Raw genomic sequence first — 23625 nt, 5'->3', positions numbered from 1 at the left:
TAAAACACAAAGTGCTTTTTGAAATTGAATTGTTGTTTCATTCTAAAATATCCACTATCCATTAATATTTAATATCTTTCTTCAATTATTTTTATAACTTCTTCTTTAGAAACATTTATTGCCTTCATGCTTTCTATAAAGTCAACTAAAGCATTATCTATTAATTCCCTCTTCATACCATTTATAATTTTCTCATCTGCAGTTATACTGCTTGGAAAATTTCTCACTGTGTTTATAACTCTCATACTCTCCATCTCCTTATATGCCCTTTGTACTGTATTAGGATTTACCTTTAACATTTCTGCAAGTTCTCTTCTAGATGGAATTATATCCCCAGGCATTAGATCTCCTTTAACTATAGATTGTTTTACGTGTCTGATAATTTGGAGATATATAGGTTCTTTATCATTAACCATAAAATTCATTCAACCATCTCCTTACTTGGTGCTCAAACTGATTTATTATATGATTTTCTGTATTCTCATTAAGTAAGGTTTCCACTTAATTCTATACAAACTTTTATATTCACTATTTATGATATGGTTCATTATTATTTATTCTATATGCTCTATAAATTTGTTCTAAAAGCATTACCCTAAAAAGTTGATGTGGAAATGTCATCTTAGAAAAACATAATTTATAATCAGCCCTTTTTATTACACTTTCACTAATTCCCAAAGAACCACCAATAACAAAAACTATATTACTATTCCCTCTTACCCCTAAATCTTTTATATATGAGGCTAATTTTTCTGAAGAAATCATCTCTCCTTTTAAATCTAATGCTATAACATAACTATTATCTTTTATATGTTTTAAAATATTTTGTCCTTCTTTTTCTTTTATTGCCAATTCTTCTTTTTTTGAAGCGTTATCTGGAGTTTTTTCATCGGGTAACTCTATAATATCTAATTTGCAATATCTACTCAGTCTTTTACTATATTCATCTATAGCCAGCTTTAAATATTTCTCCTTTAACTTACCTACTGAAACTACTGTTAAATTCATTTTTTCTCCTTTGTTACTACTTATTTTTAATTAAATGATAATCTTCTCTCCATTGTGACTCTAATATATTACTATTCATTTTTCCTAAAAAAACGTCTTTATTAGTTGACATATCTATAACTTTTACGTATTTTTCTTTAGAGGGATTTCCACTTTCTAAATCTATATTATTATATAAAATTATCATATTATTACCATCTACCATAAAATCAGATATAGATATTAAATTATCGCCATTATTTATTTTAACTTCTTTGTTCTCTTTAAATTTATTTTCATTTAAATCAAAGATAATAAACTTAGATTCATTAATATTTTCTATATCATTATTTATGTCTATAATCATAAATAATTTATCATCTTCTAAACAAACATTTCCATTTATTCTCAAGTTGTAATCTTTGTTTTCAAAAATTCCATAATCTATAGAATTAAATTCTAAAGTATTTATATCAATAGCACCCATAGTTAAATCAACAGTTTTATTATATTCAAGATTTCTATCTACCAATGGAATATATATTTTTTCATCCCTTTGAAAAATCCCAACACTCTCCAAAATTCTCTTATCTTTTATTTCAATATTTTTAGATTCAACTACTGACTTATCATTTACATCTATTACTGCTAAACTTATAGATGTTTCATGATCCTTTTCTTGTAAATCAGTATGTTCAAATATTAAGTATACTTTCTCCTTATAAATGGTTGAATATATTAAATCAATATTTCCAGTACAATTTAATTCTGCGTTGAATTTTTTTATAGAATTTGTGTCCTTATCTTTACAAGATATATTTAATGTATTTTTATAAGAAGACATATTAAATCTTTGTTCCTCTTTATTACCAATAACTACTTTAAATTTTTCATTTTCGCTAACAATCGAATTTCTCAATTCTATACTATCTCTAAATAAACTTTTATCTTGTAAAACCTCTTCTCCAACATCTCTATAATAATCATACTTTACTTTTTCTTTACTAACTTTCCCACTATTATCTAATATAAATTTGTTTGCATGAAACCTATCTGCTTGAGTTAGTGTCTTTACTTTTACATTACCTAACTCTGAAAATTTTCCGTTTATTTTTTCTATATTTATCACTTTGTTTTCAAAATTATTTATATTAATAGCAAACATATAAATTAAAGTTATGATGAAAGATATAGTAAGCACTGTTATATTAAACTTTTTTTTCATTTTTATCCTCCTTATTTATATGTTTTTATACTGAAACCTTATTTTCTAATAAATATTTTGCTACATAAAAATTAAGTATAGTTGCTCCAGTGAAAACTATAATAAAATATGCTATAATTTCAGTTTGAAATAAATTTAAAAATTTAAATGGCACAATGGTATATATTGCTATAAATATACATCCATAAATTATACTTAAAATTAAACCTTTTATTTTTATATATCTTTCTATAAATACTGCTGTAAAAATAATTAATACAACAGAAATAAAAAACATAAAAAATAACATAATACTTATAAACCCAAATGCACCAACAAAAAAATCAATTTGCTTTAGATAAAAAATTAAACTTATTTTTTCAACTGCTTCTTTAGGTATTAGCATATAGAATATATAATAATTTAAAGTTACAGCTATACTTTGAGTTGCAATTAAAACAAAAAGGTATCCAACTATTGATAACAATTTTGCTATTATTATTTTTCCTCTAGATATTGGTAACATCATAAGAGAATATATTGTTTTATTCATTCCAAACCATTCTCTGTACCATGAAAATGCCGAATATACAAGTAATATTACAAACCCTATAAAAAAACCTAAGATTCCATTTACAAAACTATTATAATTAAAGCCTAAAGGACTAAGTTTTACTCCTGGACCATATTTTGAATTTAAGTAAAAATCTAAATTCCCATCTTTTATTGCATCTATCACCTGTGATTTTAGTCCTATAACTTGACTTCCATATAAAACTACTGTCAATACCATTAATAATAGAAAACTTATAAGTAAAATCTTTTTTCCTCTATCTATTTCATTATTAAATAGGTATATAAATTTATTGTCTTTTCTCACCCCTGTAAACCTCCCTCATCTTGTCTACAATTGACATTCCTTCTTCAAATCTTACATCCTCTGCATTAAATTCTAATACGACTTTTCCATTATCCATCAATATAACTTCATCTACAATATTTTCCACTTCTTTGATTTCATGAGTAGTTATTACTATAGCCATATCTTCATCCATGTAATTTATCATTGAACTTATGAAATCTTCTCGTGTAAATATATCAATTCCTGAGAAAGGTTCATCTAATAAAAGATACTTTGCCTTTTGTGAAAACCCTAAAATTATTTTAACTCTTGCCAAATTTCCTTTAGATAATTTGCACATTTCTCTATCATCAGTTAGCTTAAACATTTTTAGCATGTTATAAGCCATCTCCATATCCCAATTGTTATAAAACACACCCATATAGTCAAAAGCGTCTTTTATTGTCATATTGGGATATTGTATATGCACATCTGGAACCATAGCTATTTTATTATAAGTTTTATAAGTTCTCTTTTCATTATCAATTAAAATTTCACCATCATCTAAACTTATAAGCCCCATAATAGCTTTTAATATTGTGGATTTACCAACTCCATTAATGCCTAATAAAGCAGTAATTTTACCTTCTTTTATAGAAAAAGTAACTCCATCTATTGCCTTAATCTTTCCGAATTTTTTAAAAGCATTATTAACTTGAATCATTTAACTCACCTCTTTATAAAATAATTATCTATTCAAATTCAACTTCTCCATTTTAATCAAAATTAAATTGTAAACATTATAAGCTAATGTTGCACCTAAAATATTCAAAATTATATTGATAAAATCAAAACTTTGATTATTCCCTAAGTAATATAAACAATATTGAATGAATTCAATAATTATAGAAATTAAAATCACTATGGAAACCATTTTCTTTTTACTCTTAAATTTTTCATATAATAACGGTAAAAATACTCCTAATGGCATAAATATTACAAAATTTATTAAAGCTTCTTTATTATAAATAAATTCTTTTAACAAATTGAAGTCCATAGTATTATTCTTTAAATGTTGAAAGAATATTACCAAATCTACTGGACTACAAAGAATATCTTTTCTTACTTTTATTTGTAATGGAAAAAATGAAATAGCTATAATTAAAAGCACATAAATAACAAGTAATATCCATAAAAATTCCCTATTATAATCTATAAATTCGTTTTTATTTTTTCTTTTAATATCCCTTATAAAAACAAGTATCATAAGTATAGGTAATCCTAAAATAAAAACTAAAACTTCACTTAACTCCATTGCTTCCCCCTCCTTTAATAGTGTATTATTACATTAATACACTATAACGAAAAAAATATAATAAATATATTCGCATTACTATGCAAACTTATCATTTATATTTTAATCTTTAAGTGTATTATATAGTTAATACATCAAAGATGCAATACATTTTTGCAAATAATTATAGTATATATTTTTAAAATAGTAGTATTCATAATATATTTTATGAATACTACTATTTTTTTAACTATGTTAGCCATCTAAATAAGTAGCGTTTAATTTTAAAAATTTATTTTTCAGTGTAGTATGCTACCCCTATACTTTTAGGTCCTACATGTAATCCTATTATTGGTCCTATAGATTGTATAGCTATCTCTATATTTAACTTTTCTTTTAATCTATTTGCAAGCTCTTTTCCCTCTTCTTCACAGTTTATATGATGGACTATCATTTTCCCAATGCCTTTATTAGTTACATCATTTATTACTGTTTCTACAATTTTATCTACTGCTTTTTTCTTAGTTCTAACTTTATTTAAAACTGTTGTTACTCCATTTTCCACTGTTAATATGGGTCTTATTTGAAGTATTGCACCAAATAGCGCAGCAGCACCACCAATTCTTCCACCTTTTTTTAAGTAATCTAATGTATCCGGAACAAATAAAAATCTACTAGTATTAATTACACTATTTATATTTTCTACAACAGAAGAAATATCTTTTCCTTCTTTTGCGGTCCTAGCTCCCTCTATTGCTGCGAACCCCATTTGCATGCAATTAGATCTTGAATCTATAATTTCTACCTTTCTGTCAGGATAATTTTCTAAGATCATATTTTTAACTAAATTGGCAGTTGAATAAGTACCACTCATTTCAGAAGAAATGAAAAGGCCTACTATATCATCATCATTTTTAACGATATTTTCAAATATATTATAAAACTCTTCTACACTAGGTTGAGATGAAGTTGGAATACTTGAACATTTATCCATCTCTTTATAAAAAAAGTTATTTTCCAAATCTACTTCCCTATAGCTTTTGCCATTTAAAACTACATTTAAAGATACTATTGATATATCGTATTTTTCTATATATTCCTTTGGTATATAACTAGTACTATCAGTGATTATTTTTACGCTCACCTAAATTACCTCCACATATATTATTTTTAAAATTTATTGCACAAATTTAAAATTATTTCTTAATTTACTTTTATTTAACTATAGTTGTACTTGTTTTTCTCAACAAATAACAAAAATTTAACTTGGAGTTTATTTCTTTATCTCTTGTATAAATGCCTTAAAATAAAATATTTCTTAAAATAGTTATTTAGTATTATATCATATAATAGGAAAAATAAACTCTTTTTAAAAAAATAGCAGGATAATCACTTTAGATTTCCTACCATCTTCATACTAAAACATTTTATTTTTACTTTTAAAAATGTTCTCCATTTTCATAATATCTTTCTTCATTTAAATTATGAAAAATTATATCTAAGCAAGGCATTGCTTCTGTTTTAAAATGTTTTGTTATAGACTTTGCAACTTTATCCTGTATATCTTGACCTCTATCAAACCAAGATACTTCTATGATATTAGGTGCTTTAACTTTTTCACCGTCCATTATATATGTAGACTTTACCAACTCAATAGAAAAATAATCTCTTGGGCATTTTATTATTTTTTCTAACTCATTAATAAGTTCAGTGCTAACTTCTAGAATCTTTTCTTCTTCTATTCCTCTAATTTTTAGCATTGGCATTTAAACCACCATCCTTTGTTTTATGTATTAAAAACATATCTTTAATTTACCACTTTTAGATTTATGTAAAAAGATAATTACATATCACATTGTTCTATTTCTATTGAATATTTTTTACAGTATGGACATAATATAACATTAACAATATAGCTATTGTCAACTTTTTTTGCTTTTTCAAGCTTATTATATGATGTATTCTCATATTCTTTTGAAATATTACTCATAACATATTTACTATCTTTAGTAAATACATAGAAATGGTACTCTAAAAATTTAAATACCTTTTCATTTTCTTCTTTACCTTTAAAACAAAACTGACAAGCCCTTCTATAATATTCAACATCCCAATAAGCATCATCTTTATTGTTTAAAAGTTCAATTGTTTTCTCTATAGAAAAATCTAAAACTTCATTTTCTTCATCATTTAGAAAATCTTCACAATTATTTTCACTTAAAACATATTCTTCATTGTCATATTTGAATTTATACTCCAAGATTTCACCGCCTTTAAAATTTTATTTAAATCTACAAATAATTATACATAAATAACATTACTTTGAATACTAAAATTTAGTGTAATACAAAATTTTAAGATATATTATTCATATGTGTTACTATACACTTTTCACCTTTGCACTGTATTACTGATTTATGTTGATAAGAAAATCATGATAATAAGTTAAGCTTAGAATTTATATACCTATAATCTAAAATTGAGGATATTAGAACCCATCTGAGAATTTTAACTGATATATTGAAAATTTATAATTTTCAATTATGAAATGAATAACTTTAAGCTTTATCTTCCCTATATAGGGTTCTAAAATTAAATATTAATCTCTATATGAATTAATATTTTAGTTTACTTTATTTATATAAGCTTTTCATAACAATAAAATTTCTTATCTTTTATTTCTTTAAAATAAATTTCCCCTTTAAACTCATAACCATTTTTTATTAATAATTTTTGAGCTCTTTTATTTAATGAATATACCTCTGTTCTTATGGCCTTAGCTAAGTTTTCTTGTGCAAATTCTTCTGCAAATTTTATAAGATCTGTTGCCACACCACATCTTAAAATTTTTATATCTATAGCAAGTGTATTTATAACCATAAACTCATCTTCCTTAATAGACCATCCTATTTCTTTATATTCATCTGATACTCTGTTATTCATACATATAAAACCTGCTATTTTACTTCCTTCTATTTCATAGACAAATAATCTTTTACTTTTTATAATTTTTTCAGCTTCATGTTCATTAGGGTATATATATTCCCAATTTCCCTTTTCTTCTGAGTTTATATATTTTATTGTTTCATCTACTATAGAAATTATACTTTTTATATCTTTTTTGGTTGCTAATCTTATCATCTGTGTTTTCCTTTCTTTATTTTATATCCTTAATATACCACAGCAAAAACACCCTATATTTATTAGGGCGTCTTATGCTTACACTAAACTTTAATCTAAGATTCCAATCTAGAATTTTAACTTATACCCTCATTAATTGAGAAATTCTTATATAAATTTAAAATCATAGTATTGGATAATTTTCACAACATGTTTCTATCCACATTTTAAATCATAACTTATTCATTTATCAAATAATAAAATTTTAAATTAATATTTCATTGATAGTTAACAGCTTATTTTTTTCTTAACTGATAACAAAAATTTGATGAATAAATTTAAATCGAAGATTGTTTCCCTATATCTACTAGAATAAATGTAAAAATTCTTCCATAGTTATTTTCGAAAAATATTCACTAATGTTTATAGTTTTTAGAATTTTCTTTACGTTGTCTTTTTTATGCTCACAGTCTTTCAATATTACTTCTAAATCACTTATATCTTTCACACCAAAAAAATCACCAAATATTTTTATATCTTTTATTATTCCTTTTTCTACCTTTAAGTTTAACTCTACAGTTCCCCCCTGAAATTTGCCCTCATTATAAAAGTCATATTTAGGAGAATCTCCAAAATTCCACTGCCAAGTTTCATACTTTTCTTTTCTAATTTTTTCAATATCATCTATTTCCTCTGGCGTTAATGGAGTAATTCTTGAATTTTCTTCATTTTTTAATATATATTCAAAAATTCTATTTTTAAAAGCTAACACATCTAAATCATAATTTAAATGTTCTGAAATATTAGTTATTCTACTTACTACAGATTTAACTGCTTTATCCTGAAATTTTATTTTTTTAGGTTTTAACGCACCACTTAAATTAGTTATATCTGAAGAAAATAATAATGTACCATGATGCATAACTCTATTTTTATATTTACATTGTGCCGTTCCTGAAAATTTTTTTTCATCTATTAATAAATCATTTCGACCTGAAAACTCCGCTTTAATACCTAATGTTTCTAGTACGCCTATTATAGGCTTACAAAACCTTTCAAAATCATTAAAGCTTTTTCCATCATCATTAACTATAAAAGTATAATTTAAATTTCCCAGATCATGAAATACAGCTCCTCCACCAGTCTGTCTTCTTACAACTTTAACTTTGTTATTTTCTATATAATCCATATCTATTTCAGATAATGTATTTTGATTTTTTCCAACTACCACACAAGGTTCATCACGCCATAAAATAAAATACTCATCATTTTTATATCTTAAAAAATATTCTTCTGCTGCTAAATTAAAATATGGATTAATATTTAAATTGTCAATGTATCTCATACTATTTCCTCCAAATTTTTATAAGAAATGTTCAAATTATTTTTTATTTATGCTGTGTATTGCTTCTTTATTCAGTCCCATTATAGCTTCATCAAAGGCTTCTCCTAGTGTTGGATGAGCATGTACTACTTCTTTAAAATCATCTACTGTCATAGATTTTTCAATAGCTAATACACCTTCATGTATTAAATCTGACGCATGTGGTCCCATTATATGAATGCCTAAAAGTTTCTTACTTTGTTTTTCACATATAACTTTTACAAAGCCTTCACCTTCACCTAATGCTAATGCCTTGCCATTTGCACCAAATAAGAACTTGTTTTTAATGTAATCTATTTCTTTAGATTTAATTTCCTCCTCTGTCATACCGACAGTTGCTATCTCTGGGAATGTAAATATGCAATTAGGAATTACTGACTTATGACACGCTTTGTCTTCCATTATATGTTCAACTGCCTCTATACCTTGATGTGATGCTGCATGAGCAAGAAGACAAATCCCATTAATATCCCCAATTGCATATATTCCATCTATATTAGTTTTATAATTTTCATCTACTATTATTTTCTTTTTATCATGATCAATGCCTAATTCATCTAAGTTCACTCCTGTAAAGTTTCCTCTTCTGCCTTTTGCCATTAAAACCATGTCTGAATTTAATTCAAACTCCCCTTTTTTTCCTTCGCACTTAATAGTTACATTGTTTTCATCACCATTAAATTCTAGTATTTTAGTTGATGTTAAGATATTTATTCCTGATTTTTTAGCCATAGCTGTATATCTCTTACTTATCTCTCTATCTATATCATATAGTATTGAATCTCTAGCCACTATTACAGTTACTTCACTTCCCATAGCTTTAAAAATGCTAGCAAATTCCATTCCAACAACACCACCACCTGATACAACTAGGTGCTTTGGAATACGATTAAACTCTAAAATATCATCACTTATTATAATATTTTTATTTTCTATACCTTTTATGTTTGGCATTTCAGCTTCTGAACCAGTAGCTATTATTATATTTTTACTTTTCAATGTAACTTGTCCATCTTGTGTTTCTACTAACACAGTATTCTTATCTTTTAAGAAAGCTTTTCCTCTTAATATCTCAACACCATTTCCTTTTAATAATTGTTCTACCCCACCAACCAAAGTTTTTATCACATTATTTTTTCTTTCTTGAACCTTTTCCACATTTACGTTGTAATTTTCAGTTTCTATTCCAAAATCATCTATATGTTTTAATATATTCATTATTTCTGCTGTTCTATATAATGTTTTAGTTGGAATACATCCTCTATTAAGACATGTTCCCCCAAAGCTATCCATCTCAATTACTGCAACATCTGCACCTAAATGAGCAGCTCTAATAGCAGCCACATATCCACCAGGACCTCCACCTATAACTATAATATCCTTCATAAAATCACTACCCCCTTTTAATAAATATTTAATTTATATAAAATTTAAGAGTTAAGATGCAAGAAATTAATCTTAAATCCTAACTCTTTAAATAATTCCTACATTTTTAAACTACTTTTCCCATTTTAATATAGGAGTTCTTGCTGCTTTTACTTGGTCTAATCTTCTTACTGGTGCTTTTACTGGTGCTTCATGTAAAAGCTCTGGATTCTCTTTAGCTTCTATAGCTATTTTTTTCATGATATCTATAAACTCATCAATAGTTTCTTTACTTTCACTTTCAGTAGGTTCAATCATAAGTGCTTCTTCAACTATTAATGGGAAGTAAACTGTAGGTGGATGTACTCCATAATCTATCAGCCTTTTAGCTATATCAACTGTAGCTATATGATGTGGATTATCCTTAAGAGTACTTAATATAACTTCATGTTTACATATATCATCTTTTCCCAGATTATAATACTCTTTTAAAGCTTCTTTTATATAATTAGCATTTAAAACTGCATTTTCTGAAGCAGATCTTAATCCTTCTTTTCCCATGGTTAAAATGTAAGTGTATGCTTTAACCATAACCCCAAAGTTTCCATAAAATCCTCTAATTTTTCCTAGTGAATCCGGTCTATTATAGTCTAAAATAAACTTATTATCTTCTTTTTCTACCGTTGGCATAGGAAGGAATTTAGCTAAATGCTTTTTAACTCCAACAGGACCTGAACCTGGTCCTCCACCACCGTGTGGAGTTGAAAATGTTTTATGAAGATTTAAATGGCAAACATCAAATCCCATATCACCAGGTCTTGCAACTCCCATAATAGCATTTAAATTTGCTCCATCATAATATAGTAATCCACCTGCATCATGGACTAATTCACTAATAGTTTTTATATCTTTTTCAAACAATCCTAATGTACTTGGATTAGTAAGCATTAGTCCTGCAATTTCATCATTTAAAACCCTTTTAAGTTCATCAATAGAAACTCTGCCATCTGGATTAGATTTTATCTCTACAATATCAAATCCTGCAACTGATGCACTGGCTGGATTTGTACCATGTGCTGAATCTGGAACTATAATTTTTGTTCTTTTTTTATCTCCTCTTTTCTCATGGTAAGATTTTATAATTAAAAGTCCAGTATATTCACCATGTGCGCCTGCTGCTGGCTGAAGAGTAAAATCATCCATTCCAGTAATTTCACATAATCTAACCTTTAAATCATGCATTAGTTCTAATGAACCTTGTGATATATTTTCATCTTGAAGTGGGTGTACCTTTGAAAATCCGCTAAGCATAGCCATATCTTCATTTATTTTAGGATTATATTTCATAGTGCATGAGCCTAATGGATAAAATCCTTTATCAACACTATAGTTTTTATTTGAAAGAGCTGTATAATGTCTCACAACATCAACTTCACTTACTTCTGGAAGTGCTAATTCATCTTCTCTTAATAAGTTTTTAGGTAGTAATTCTGATAGCTCTACTTCTGGCACATCTAAATTAGGAAGTCTATAGCCTTTTCTACCTTCTGATGACAGCTCAAATATAATTTTATTATAATCTTTCATTATATCTCCTCCATCACTTTCACTAAATTATCTATATCTTCCCTTGTTCTTTTTTCTGTAACACAAAGCATCATAGAATTTTTATATTCTGGATAAACCTTACCTAAATTATATCCACCTAAAATATTATTTTCTAATAATTTATTATTAATTTCACAAGGTGAAGTTTCTGTTTTTACTACAAACTCCTTAAAGAATGGCTTATTAAATGCAGGCTTATATTTTCCTGACTTAATTAACTCATTATATGCATAATGTGATTTAACTAAGCATTGCTTTGCTACTTCTTTTATGCCTTCTTTTCCTAGAGTTGCCATATAAACTGCTGCACCTATCGCTACTGCAGTTTGATCTGAACAAATATTAGAAGTTGCTTTTTCTCTTCTTATGTGTTGTTCTCTAGCTTGAAGTGTTAAAACAAAACCTCTTTTTCCATCAACATCTTCTGTCTGACCAACTATTCTGCCTGGCATTTTCCTCATAAGCTTTTTAGTAGTATTCATAAATCCAAGACCAGGACCACCATAACTTATATTAGCACCTAAACATTGTCCATCTCCTACAACTATATCTGCACCTAATTCACCAGGACTTTTTAATACTCCTAATGATATAGGATCTACATTCATTATTAAAAGAGATTTATTTTTATGAATAGCTTCTACCATATTTTCAACATCTTCTATTAATCCAAAGAAGTTTGGACTTTGAATAACTACTGCTGCTACAGTTTTATCTAAACTACTGATAACTTTTTCTACATCTGTAGTTCCATCTTCTAAGTCAACTTCTACCATTTCATAATTTCTAAATTTTAAATAAGTTTGAAGAACTTTTCTAGTGTCTGGACTTACTGACCTTGAAACTACTATAGTGTTTCTTTTTGTACTAGCTATTGCAAGTATAGCTGCCTCGGCTGTAGCCGTTGCACCATCATACATAGAAGAGTTTGAAACTTCCATGCCTGTTAAACTACAAATCATACTTTGATATTCAAAAATAGCTTGTAGTGTTCCTTGGCTTACTTCTGGTTGATATGGAGTATATGCTGTATAAAACTCTGATCTTCCAGTTATATGCTTAACTAATGCTGGTATATAATGATCATAATTGCCAGCACCTAAAAAGCATGTCAATTCATCCATAGATTTATTTTTTGCAGCTAAACTTTTCAACCTTTTTTCTACTTCTAATTCAGATAAACAACTTTCTAAATTTAATTCTCTATTTAATTTTACATCTCCTGGTACATCCTTAAATAAATCATCTACAGATTTTATTGAAAGAAAATCTAAAATTTCTTTTGTTTCTTTTTCTGTATTTGGAATATAAGGAAACATAATTATGCCTCCTTACTTAACTCTTCACAAATTTTCTCATAATCCTCTGGTTTAATTAATCCTTCTAATTCACCTTTATCTGATATTTCTATTAATGCAACCCAATTTTCATATGGATCTTCATTTAAAGCTGCTGGATTATCTTCTAACTCTTCATTAACTTCTAAAACTTTTCCGCCTAATGGCATATAACTATCTGATGCTGCCTTAACAGATTCTATAGTTGCAAATGTTTCGCCCTTTTCTAATTCATCATCTACAGATGGTAATTCAATAAAAACTATATCTCCTAACATATGTTGTGCACAATCACTTATTCCTATATATGCTTTATCGCCTTCAACTTTTACCCATTCATGATCATTAGTATAAAGTAAATTATTTAAAACTTTCATTTAAATAGCCCCCCATTTTTTAATAATTATAATTATAAATCTATATTATTTTATTTGCTTTTTGTTTTTTTAGTATAGAATCTCTTATCTATAGCTATAGCTTTTAACTCTTTATTTCTAACTTTTATATTAAATTCAGTTCCTATTTTAGCGTATTGTTCCTCTACTAAAGCTAATCCAATTGGTTTATTTAATGTTGGTGATTTATAACCAGTTGTTACATGTCCAATTATTTTTCCATCTTTAACAACTTCATATCCATGTCTTGGAACACCCTTATCTAAAAGTTCAAATCCAACTAACTTTCTTGTTATTCCTTCTGCTTTTTGTTTTTTCAAAGCATCTTTTCCTATAAAATCTTCTTCTACTTTTAATTTTACAAAGAAACCAAATCCCATTTCTAGCGGAGTTATACTCTCATCCATTTCGTTACCATATAACGGAAGACATGCTTCAAATCTTAATGTATCTCTAGCACCTAATCCTATTGGTTCTGCTCCCTCTTTTTCACCTGCTTTTAATATAGCATTCCATAATTCTTTAGCATCTTGTGGATCACAGTAAATTTCAAAACCATCTTCTCCTGTATATCCTGTTCTAGACACTAAACATTTTTTCCCATTAACTAATACATTTCTTCTAAGCTGAAAGAAATTTATTTCTTGTAAATTTATATCTACTATTTTTTGAAGAATTTCTTCTGCCATTGGTCCTTGAAATGCAAGTTGTGCAATATTTTGTGATACATCTATAATTTCAATATCAAAATCACCTTTATGATCCATTATCCATTTGACATCTTTATCTTTGTTACTTGCATTAATAACTAAAAAGAAATCATCTTCATCAAACTTATAAACCAATAAATCGTCTACTACTCCACCATCTTCTTTACACATAAATGTGTATAAAACACAATTATTATTAAGAGTGTTAATATCATTAGTTACTAAATACTGAACAAATTTTTTAGCATCTTTTCCTTTTACTGTAACTTCACCCATATGGGAAACATCAAATAGTCCAGCTCTTTCTCTTACAGTATGGTGCTCATGTAAAAAGCCTTTAAATTGCGTTGGTAATTCATATCCTGCAAATTCAACAACTTTTCCACCATATTGTTCATACACCTCTCTTAAAGGAGTCCTTTTTAGTTCTTCCATTTTAAATACCCCCCAGCAAATAAATTTTATATTTAACTAGCAATACCAAGTTGAATACTAAAAATTACTGAAATTTAATAATTTATTAAATATTCAAATTATTTAGTTATCTTTAATTATAATTCCCAATAGTGTTTTTGTAAACCATTTCTAATTTTTACTCTACTAATTTTTATATAAAAAAAACATAAATTCATCTTATACAAAACATTTATATTATCTGTTAGAAAATTTATGTCTAATTTTTCATTTAAATATTAATTTTTAAATTCATTATATATTTTATTATATTTTTTTTCGATTTATTTTACCATATATATCTATGAATTAAATAATTTGTTAACATATTATTTATAATCAACATATATATAGTTGCATAGTATGTAATAGATATAATTATTTAATTAAAGGGGAGTAGTTTTAAATCATATCGTCAACACTTCGACAATGTAGAAAAAAAGGTAAAAACCTTCTTATTGTCTGGCGCTATGTACCAATTTTATTGGTTACAAGACCTTTAATATAACTTTTAAAATAAATTTCTAAAAGTTATATTAAAGGTCTTTTTATATTTTTTTATAATAAAAAAATATAATTGTTGACAACTTGTCCTATTTGTTATATATTTAATACAGAATTTTTTTTAAACAAATATAAAATTTAATATTTCCTTATATTAAAGGGGAGTAGTTGCAAATATATCTTCAACATGTCGGTAATTTATTGCCTGGAGATATATACCAAGTATTAATTTGGTTACAAGACCTTTGATATAGTTCTCAATAATTTTGAGAACTATATCAAAGGTCTTTTTTGTTAAATAATATCTAATTTTGAAAGGAGCATTTATAAATGAATAATTATTTTTCAAGATCTAAAGAGGAGGTTCTAACTGAATTCAATTCTTCTGTTAATGGATTAACTGATAATCAAGTTAAATCATATACAGAGAAATATGGTTTAAATGAACTTAAAGAAAAGGAAAAGAAAAGCACTTTTATTGTTTTTTTAGAACAGTTTAAAGATTTGCTAGTTCTTATACTTATTATAGCTGGAGCAGTTTCAATGGCTATAGGAAATATAGAAAGTACTTTAGTCATTTTTGTAGTTATTATCCTTAATGCTATACTTGGAACTGTTCAACATGTAAAAGCTGAACAATCTTTAAATAGTTTAAAGGCACTGTCAGCTCCAAATTCTAAAGTTATAAGAAATGGCAACAAAATTGAAATACCATCTAATCAAGTTGTTCCTGGTGATATACTAATTCTAGAAGCAGGTGACTTAGTTGCTGCCGATGGTAGAATTCTTGAAAACTACTCACTACAAGTTAATGAAAGTTCATTAACTGGTGAATCCGAAAGTGTTAATAAATTTTCTGAAATAATAACTGAAGAAGAAATTGCACTTGGGGATCAAAAAAACATGGTGTTCTCAGGTAGTCTTGTTACTTATGGTAGAGCTAATGTATTAATTACTAAAACAGGAATGGATACTGAAATTGGTAAAATTGCTTCTCTTCTTGAAAATACGCAAGAAAAGAAAACTCCACTACAAGCTAGTCTAGATGATTTCAGCAAAAAACTTGCTATCATAATTTTAATCATCTCAGCTATCATATTTGGAATAGATGTATTTAGAGGTACACCTATACTTGATTCATTAATGTTTGCTGTTGCACTTGCTGTAGCTGCTATTCCTGAAGCCTTAAGTTCTATAGTTACTATAGTTCTTGCTCTTGGAACTCAAAAAATGGCTAGTGAAAATGCCATTGTTAAATATCTTAAAGCAGTAGAAGGTCTTGGTTGTGTTTCTGTTATATGTTCTGATAAAACAGGAACTCTTACTCAAAATAAAATGACTGTAAAAAAATCCTTTGTTAACGGTAAAATTATCGAAGATAAGGAATATAATTTAAATGATGAAACTGAAAAATTACTTCTTCAAACATCAATTTTATGTAATGATTCATCTGCTGAAGGTGGCAAAGAGATTGGTGATCCAACTGAAGTTGCATTAGTTAATTTAGGAAAAATTTATTCTATAAATGAATTAGAATTAAGAAATAAATATGAGAGAATTTCTGAAATTCCATTTGATTCTGATAGAAAGTTAATGAGTACTTCTCATAAAATAAATGAAAAAAATCTAATGCTTACTAAAGGTGCACTGGACGTACTTCTTAACAGAGTTAAATATATTAAAACTTCTAATGGTGTAAGAGAAATTACAAAAGAGGATATAATCACAATAGAAAAAACTAATAGAGAGTTCTCTGAAAATGGCTTAAGGGTTTTAGCTTTCGCTTATAAAGAAATTGAAGAAAATCAAAATTTAACTTTAGATGATGAGAACAATTATACTTTCATAGGATTAATATCTATGATTGACCCTCCAAGAGAAGAATCTAAAAAGGCTGTTCATGATTGTATAACTGCTGGAATTAGACCAGTTATGATAACTGGTGACCATAAGATAACTGCTTGTGCTATTGCTAAAGAAATAGGAATATTTAAAGATGGTGATTTAGCTCTTGAAGGTTTAGAACTTGAAAAAATGTCTGATGAAGAACTTAAAGAAAAAGTCGATAAGATATCTGTTTATGCGAGAGTTTCTCCTGAGCATAAAATTAGAATAGTTAGAGCTTGGCAGGAAAAAGATATGATTGTTGCCATGACTGGTGATGGTGTTAATGATGCTCCAGCTTTAAAACAAGCTAATATTGGTATTGCCATGGGAATAACAGGTACAGAAGTTTCAAAAGATGCTGCTTCTATGATTTTAACAGATGATAACTTTGCTACAATTGTTAAGTCAGTAGCTAATGGAAGAAATGTTTATAAAAATATAAAGAACTCTATTAGATTTTTATTATCAGGTAACACTGCTGGTATATTAGCAATATTATACGCTTCATTACTAGCTTTACCAATGCCATTTGCTCCAGTTCATTTACTATTTATAAACTTACTTACTGATAGTTTACCTGCAATAGCAATTGGACTAGAGATGGGAAATGATGATTTATTAACTGAAAAACCTAGAAACTCTAAAGACTCTATATTAACAAAAGACTTTGTTAAATCTATTTCTGTTGAAGGTTTATTGATTGCTATATTTACTATGATTGCATTTCATATAGGACTAAATTTTGGTGATGCTGCTCTTGCAAGCACAATGTCATTTTCTACATTATGTTTAGCTAGATTATTCCATGGATTTAACTGTAGAGGAAAACAGTCAATATTTAAACTTGGATTTAAATCAAATAAATATAGCATATGGGCATTTTTAGCTGGATTTATATTACTTACAGCAGTACTTGTAGTACCTGTATTACAAAACTTATTTGAAGTATCACCTCTTAATTTAGGACAAATAGGTTTAATATATATCTTAGCAATAATCCCTACTGTATTAATACAAGCTTACAAGCTTTTAATTAATGACAATTCAAATACTGATAAAAAAGACTTATCTAACTCAAATAAAGATAAATCTATAGCAGCTTAAAAAAGTGGTGCATATTGCACCACTTTTTCTATTTAATTATATTTTAAACTATAAACTCTTTTTTTATCATCTACAAGCTGTATTTTATCGAGCTTTATTAATCCCTCAATTACGTGATTAGTAAATTGTATCTTATTAGTTACTCCTATCTTTTTTTTGCTCCATAATACACCAGTTTGCTCGTTAGATATTAATTCCCTTATTTCCTTTGCACTAATCATTGTATCTTTTTTTAAATATTTTAATACTTTATTACAACATTTAGTATATAACTTGTCCAATAAAACTGTGTTTAAGTTTCTTTCTTTTATAATACCTATATAAATTAATAGCATTGTTAAAAGTGCTATTGCTATAACATATACAATATATTTCATGATGTTCTCCTTTTACAATTAAGTATACATATAACAGCTTAAATATTTTTAAATCCTTAGAGGATTTAAACTTCTAGCTTGTTTACCTATATTTCTATATATCCATTGTTATTAAGTATAGTTAAGTACTTTAACAATCTTGGAATTGCAGGTTCTATTTTTTCCCCGTATTCCTCTTTTATTTTTTCGGATATTTCATATATGTTCCTATTTCCATCACATAAGTTCCAAACCTTAGATCCTATACTTTCCAATTCAATCCTTACAACTTTAGGTTTTCTAAAAATTTTATGCAATACTCTTTCAAAAGGAGAATTTCTAAAGACTATTATTGTTACATTTTCATCAACACATTTCCAACTTAATTTTTCATTTCTTTTCGGAATTCTCTCCATAATATTTTTACTCTTCATGTTATCAAATACATCCTCCAATTTCCAGTTTAAAATTAGATTTTTTAAACAGTATACAGTGAGAACTTAAACTCTTTTTTTAATTCCCACTGCTATACTATTTATTTTTTAATAAATTTTTATCTCTATTAATTAAATCAATTTACTATCCTTATGCCTTATCAGTTTCTGCATCTTTCATAGCCACTTTTAACATATAAACTAAAGATAATGCTAACAATATAAATATCACAAGTGAGCCAAACTGTCCTACTATAGGATTTGCTAGTGCAAAGTCTTTTCCTCCAACTGCAAAGCCAGCTAAAATAACACCCATTATACCTTCACCAGCGATAAGACCTGATCCGTATAATATTCCTGCTTCATTTGCAGCAGTTCTTTTATTTTCATTTTTAACAAACTTATCTATTATACCTTTTATAAGACCACCAACCATTATAGGAGTTGATAAATGTATTGGTAGATAAAGTCCTATAGCTACTGGTAATGATGATACTCCTAACAATTCAAAGATTATAGAAGATACTGCACCCATAAATACTAAATTCCAAGGTAAGTTTCCATCCATAATACCTTCAATTATAAGTTTCATTAATCCAGCTTGTGGTGCTGCTAATTCTTTACTACCAAAAGTATATGCTTTATTTAGAAGAATCATTATAAATCCTACTGCTATAGCTGCTGCTAATACACCTACAAGTTCTCCAACCTGTTGTTTCCATGGAGTTGCACCAACTAAATATCCAGTTTTTAAATCTTGAGAAGTATCTCCAGCTATTGCAGACGCTGTACATACGACTGCACCTATACACAATGCTGAAATCATTCCCTCTTTACCAGACATTCCAGTAACTTTTAATAATATTGTTGTTAAAAGTATTGCTGCTATAGTCATTCCAGAGATTGGATTTGATGAACTTCCAACTAAACCAACAACCCTTGAAGATACTGTAACAAAGAAAAATCCAAAGATAACTATTAACAAAGCGCCAAACCAACCTACTGGTATTTGTGGTAATATAGCTATTAATATTATAGATGCTATTATCATACCTATTATAAATTTAGGTCCTAAATCTCTGTCTGTTCTTTCTACTTCTACCACTTTGCCCTTTTGTTTCAATCCTTTTAAAGCATCTTTAAAAGATGAAATTATTACTGGTAATGATTTTCCTAAACTTACAATACCACCTGTAGCAACGGCACCTGCTCCTATATATTTTAAATAATTAGACCAAATTTCCCATGGCCCTAAGTTTTTAATAACATCTGTCGCTGGAAATATAACTTCACTTGAACCCATTCCAAAGAATGTTATCATAGGTATAAAACAAAGCCATCCAAGTATAGCGCCAATTAACATATAAGATGATATTCTAGGTCCTACTATATATCCAACACCTAAAAGTGCAGGTAATGTATCCATACCTACTGTTGCATTAGAATAACCTTCTATTGTTTTTTCTATTTCTGTTGGAAACATTTTAAACCCATCACCTATTAATTTATAGATTGCACCAACGGCACCTCCTATAAATACCATTTTAGCACTGTTTCCACCTTCTTCGCCTGCAACTAAAACTTCTGCACAAGCAACTCCTTCTGGATATGGAAGTACTCCATGTTCTTTAACTATTAAATACTTTCTTATAGGAATCATGAATACTACACCTAGTACTCCACCTACTAATGTAATAACTGTCATTGTTAATGCAGTTGGAGCCTCCCCCCATAAAAATAACGCTGGAATAGTAAAGATAGCCCCTGCAACTAATGACTCTCCTGCCGATGCTATAGTTTGCACCATATTGTTTTCTAATATAGATTTTCTTTTTAATAGCACCCTAACTATAGCCATAGAAATAACACCTGCTGGTATTGACGCAGAAACTGTCATACCAACTTTTAGCCCTAAATAAGCATTTGCTGCACCAAATATTATGCATAGTATTATACCAATCACTATTGATAATGCAGTAAACTCTGGCATAACTTTGTCTGTTGGGATGTACGGAATATATTTTTCCTGACCATCTTTAAGACCATAAGCACCTTCCGGTAAGCCTTTTTTCATTGATACTCCTCCTTTTTAATAAATTTTGATTTTAAAGAGATTTTAAATAGAATCTAATATTTAATGTAAAACAAACTATGATTACTTAATGATAATATTTTTTTTAATGTAATTTAAAATATATCTCTTTACACCAAAACTTTATTTAGTCTTATAATTAAAGTATACTTTTCTACAATTTGTTATATTACTAAATAATGTGTAAACATTTTTCTTATTTGTTTTTATATAAAAGAGAAAAAGATTAGCATTTTGTTGCTAATCTTTTTACTTCCTATCTATCTTGTTTTCCATCAGTAATATTTGAATCCGTTCCAACTATTATTTCTTTTTTTATCCATGCTTCATTATCATTCTCATCTATTATTAAAAAATGTATATATCCATTCTTATTTATGCCTTTATAACAAGCAGTCTTATCATCATTATCAACTAAATGAGTTTTTTTAGAATCTACATCAAATTTATTTATTTCTCCATCCTTAAAAACAACTTCTCCACCAATAACATATACAGGTTTATTATAATTAGTTAAAATAGCATCTACCGTTCCATATCCATAATACTTTAAAATTATTTCTGCATTAGGTAAAGATTTATCTATTTCTTTTAAATAAATATAATATTTTTCTGTACTATTAAATAAATTGATTTTTCCTACTAATTGCTTATATCCCTTAGCATTTATTATAATTTTATATTCACCTTTATCTAAATTTTCCATGTGAAAATTATTTTCATCACAATTTAAATCAATATTTTTTCCATCTTTACTCAAATAAATTTGCCCATCTAATATTTGTTCTTTACATGATTGTTTATTTTTAAATATACCCTCCTTGCAATTTTTATCACACTTAAAAACCTCTATATTTAAATTACTTTTTTCACTTTCAACATTATCTCTTATATTATCAAATAAAATCTCTATATCTTCATTTAATTTTTCATTACTATCTAAATATATATAATCAATTATTTTGTTCTTTTTATAAATTGCTTCTACTTTTACAAATCCTGATTTTATATTTTCTGCACCAAACATCATATTGTCATTTTCAAATTTAGTAGCTTTAATATTATTAAATCTAACTTCTAAATCATCCTTATCTAATCTAAGTTTCCATGCTATACTACTTATATTTTTATTATCTATCATGTTTATCAAATTATTGCTAAAATAAACCCCTTTAGGTATATTACTATCATTAGTCTTTTCCTTTTTTTTCTCCCATCCATTTCCTTTTATATTTAATAATTTTTCATTCTTAAGCTTATTTTGCATAAAAACTAACACATCTTTTATTTTTGCATCTTTTTCTAATATAACATATCCTTTAACCGATTCTAATTCACCATAAACTACCTCAATCTCTAATTCTTCTTCATTGGTGTACATTTGAAATTGTCCTGTAGTTTTGTCTATTTTATATTTAAACTCCCTATTATCTAATGATTTTATGCTATAATCTGTTTTAATTTTTTCTTTATTTATACTTATAAACTCATCTTTTGATATATTATTATTTTTAAATATACTTAAAAATTTATTTTCGTCGTAAAGTCCTGGTCTATATATAATATTATCTTTTATTGGAAGCTCAAATACTTTACCAGTAATTTTATATTTATAACTTGTTTCATCTATATCATCATTTAATTTATTTAACTTAAATTGACACTGCATTTTGTTTAAATTTATATTTTTTAAATTTTTCACCATATTTTCTTCAATTTTTAGTGCAGAGTTTCTTTGCATACCATCTACAATATAATAATTTCCATCCTTAGTTTTAATACCTACTTCAGGATTTTTTCCTGTTCCAAATCCAAAGGTATGTTCTTTTTCATAACTTTCCTTTAAAATTAAATTCAAATTTCCACCTATATTTTCACTTGTTAACTTTCTTCCTGTTGCTTCATTATATATTTCATATAAATACTCTGTTTTATATTTATCCCACTCATTATTTCCCTCTGGTCCAGTGTTTTTTATATATTTTAAAATCCATCTATAATTTTTAGAATCTGTATAACTATCAGCCTTTAAAATCCCCTCTTTATTATTATCATCATATAAAAAAACTTCTTTTAAATGTTCATTTACTGAATTTATAGTATAAACCCCTTCTTCTATCTTTTCTAAAGGCATCATTTGTTGAAATGATATTTCACTACAAGTATTTTGTAATTTATTTTCATCAGCGTAAACCAATAAACTTGCTGAAAATACAAGGATAGCCATAATAGCAACTATTATAATACTAAAGTTTTTATTTTTACCCATTATCTCACTTCCCTCATAACTCATAACCAATAAAATTTTATCTCCTATTATAATCATTTATTTCTTTGCTACAAATATAGTAAAATAACATTTTATTTAGTTTTTAATTTATGTTTAATATAGGGTTCCAAACATGTGCGTAAAGCTAAGCCACCTTATTCCAATAAAATATTTTTCTTTTAAGCTTTTAATACATTATGTAATAATAAAGATTTTAAATAAGCTATTCATTGAAAATTGATTTAGAAACTCTTATAGATTTTTGTTTGATTTTTTTGACC

The 23625-nt window shown here is 27.0% G+C and carries 21 protein-coding genes; 1 reads left to right on the top strand and 20 read right to left on the bottom strand.

Annotated features, from left to right (window positions below):
- Window positions 1-68 precede the first annotated feature (68 nt).
- The 16 genes from ACYUE0_RS02410 to gcvT all read right to left on the bottom strand — a co-directional run bounded on the left by ACYUE0_RS02410 (window position 69) and on the right by gcvT (window position 14680).
- Entirely contained in the window at window positions 69-425 is a 357-nt protein-coding gene (locus ACYUE0_RS02410) for a GntR family transcriptional regulator (RefSeq protein WP_460269379.1), read from the bottom strand.
- 103 nt (window positions 426-528) lie between these two features.
- On the bottom strand, window positions 529-1008 hold the full coding sequence (gene rlmH, locus ACYUE0_RS02405; RefSeq protein ID WP_061994681.1) for a 23S rRNA (pseudouridine(1915)-N(3))-methyltransferase RlmH: 480 nt from the start codon (window positions 1006-1008) through the stop codon (window positions 529-531).
- A 16-nt stretch (window positions 1009-1024) separates the two neighbouring features.
- Window positions 1025-2212, bottom strand: coding sequence for a hypothetical protein (locus ACYUE0_RS02400; protein ID WP_460269378.1), 1188 nt, complete (start codon window positions 2210-2212; stop codon window positions 1025-1027).
- A gap of 25 nt (window positions 2213-2237) precedes the next feature.
- A complete protein-coding gene (locus ACYUE0_RS02395) occupies window positions 2238-3071 on the bottom strand; it encodes a hypothetical protein (RefSeq protein WP_460269377.1) in 834 nt (277 codons plus the stop codon).
- Window positions 3055-3756: an ABC transporter ATP-binding protein gene (locus ACYUE0_RS02390; RefSeq protein WP_460269376.1), complete on the bottom strand. Its 702-nt coding sequence runs from the start codon at window positions 3754-3756 to the stop codon at window positions 3055-3057. The genes ACYUE0_RS02395 and ACYUE0_RS02390 overlap by 17 nt, the downstream gene beginning before the upstream one ends.
- A 24-nt stretch (window positions 3757-3780) precedes the next feature.
- Window positions 3781-4347 carry a VanZ family protein gene (locus ACYUE0_RS02385; protein ID WP_460269375.1) on the bottom strand — a complete coding sequence of 189 codons (567 nt, stop codon included), beginning with the start codon at window positions 4345-4347 and terminating at the stop codon, window positions 3781-3783.
- Between the two features lie 271 nt (window positions 4348-4618).
- The gene (locus ACYUE0_RS02380; protein WP_061994686.1) at window positions 4619-5470 is read right to left on the bottom strand and encodes a DegV family protein; all 852 of its coding nucleotides are present in this window, start codon (window positions 5468-5470) and stop codon (window positions 4619-4621) included.
- 295 nt (window positions 5471-5765) lie between these two features.
- Window positions 5766-6092: a DUF1904 family protein gene (locus ACYUE0_RS02375; RefSeq protein ID WP_061994687.1), complete on the bottom strand. Its 327-nt coding sequence runs from the start codon at window positions 6090-6092 to the stop codon at window positions 5766-5768.
- A gap of 77 nt (window positions 6093-6169) precedes the next feature.
- Window positions 6170-6586 (bottom strand): DUF3785 family protein, encoded by a 417-nt coding sequence (locus ACYUE0_RS02370; RefSeq protein WP_460269374.1) that lies wholly within the window; start codon window positions 6584-6586, stop codon window positions 6170-6172.
- Between the two features lie 377 nt (window positions 6587-6963).
- Window positions 6964-7467 carry a GNAT family N-acetyltransferase gene (locus ACYUE0_RS02365; RefSeq protein ID WP_061994689.1) on the bottom strand — a complete coding sequence of 168 codons (504 nt, stop codon included), beginning with the start codon at window positions 7465-7467 and terminating at the stop codon, window positions 6964-6966.
- A 346-nt stretch (window positions 7468-7813) separates the two neighbouring features.
- Window positions 7814-8791, bottom strand: a complete 978-nt coding sequence (locus tag ACYUE0_RS02360) for a lipoate--protein ligase (protein ID WP_061994690.1) — start codon at window positions 8789-8791, stop codon at window positions 7814-7816.
- A gap of 36 nt (window positions 8792-8827) precedes the next feature.
- Entirely contained in the window at window positions 8828-10216 is a 1389-nt protein-coding gene (lpdA, locus tag ACYUE0_RS02355; protein WP_460269373.1) for a dihydrolipoyl dehydrogenase, read from the bottom strand.
- Between the two features lie 111 nt (window positions 10217-10327).
- The gene (gcvPB, locus tag ACYUE0_RS02350; protein WP_460269372.1) at window positions 10328-11782 is read right to left on the bottom strand and encodes an aminomethyl-transferring glycine dehydrogenase subunit GcvPB; all 1455 of its coding nucleotides are present in this window, start codon (window positions 11780-11782) and stop codon (window positions 10328-10330) included.
- Entirely contained in the window at window positions 11782-13122 is a 1341-nt protein-coding gene (gene gcvPA / locus ACYUE0_RS02345) for an aminomethyl-transferring glycine dehydrogenase subunit GcvPA (RefSeq protein ID WP_460269371.1), read from the bottom strand. Before gcvPA ends, gcvPB begins: the two co-directional genes overlap by 1 nt.
- A gap of 2 nt (window positions 13123-13124) precedes the next feature.
- Window positions 13125-13517, bottom strand: coding sequence for a glycine cleavage system protein GcvH (gene gcvH / locus ACYUE0_RS02340; RefSeq protein ID WP_061994694.1), 393 nt, complete (start codon window positions 13515-13517; stop codon window positions 13125-13127).
- Window positions 13518-13567: 50 nt separating this feature from the next.
- Complete coding sequence (gene gcvT / locus ACYUE0_RS02335; protein WP_460269370.1) at window positions 13568-14680, bottom strand: glycine cleavage system aminomethyltransferase GcvT; 1113 nt, start codon at window positions 14678-14680, stop codon at window positions 13568-13570.
- Window positions 14681-15532: 852 nt separating this feature from the next.
- On the opposite strand from gcvT, the gene ACYUE0_RS02330 reads away from it, so the two are divergent.
- Window positions 15533-18193, top strand: coding sequence for a cation-translocating P-type ATPase (locus tag ACYUE0_RS02330; RefSeq protein ID WP_460269369.1), 2661 nt, complete (start codon window positions 15533-15535; stop codon window positions 18191-18193).
- Between the two features lie 32 nt (window positions 18194-18225).
- Here ACYUE0_RS02330 and ACYUE0_RS02325 read toward each other — a convergent pair whose 3' ends face one another.
- The 4 genes from ACYUE0_RS02325 to ACYUE0_RS02310 form a co-directional block, all read right to left on the bottom strand.
- Window positions 18226-18570 (bottom strand): hypothetical protein, encoded by a 345-nt coding sequence (locus tag ACYUE0_RS02325; protein ID WP_460269368.1) that lies wholly within the window; start codon window positions 18568-18570, stop codon window positions 18226-18228.
- A gap of 86 nt (window positions 18571-18656) precedes the next feature.
- Window positions 18657-18983 (bottom strand): PqqD family protein, encoded by a 327-nt coding sequence (locus ACYUE0_RS02320; protein WP_460269367.1) that lies wholly within the window; start codon window positions 18981-18983, stop codon window positions 18657-18659.
- 151 nt (window positions 18984-19134) lie between these two features.
- A complete protein-coding gene (locus ACYUE0_RS02315) occupies window positions 19135-21057 on the bottom strand; it encodes an OPT family oligopeptide transporter (RefSeq protein ID WP_460269366.1) in 1923 nt (640 codons plus the stop codon).
- 274 nt (window positions 21058-21331) lie between these two features.
- The gene (locus tag ACYUE0_RS02310) at window positions 21332-23344 is read right to left on the bottom strand and encodes a hypothetical protein (RefSeq protein WP_460269365.1); all 2013 of its coding nucleotides are present in this window, start codon (window positions 23342-23344) and stop codon (window positions 21332-21334) included.
- Window positions 23345-23625: the final 281 nt, after the last annotated feature.

The sequence above is a fragment of the Clostridium sp. CTA-19 genome (assembly GCF_054767855.1).
Note: the sequence above shows the minus strand (reverse complement) of the source record. Positions and strands in the feature narration are given on the sequence as shown.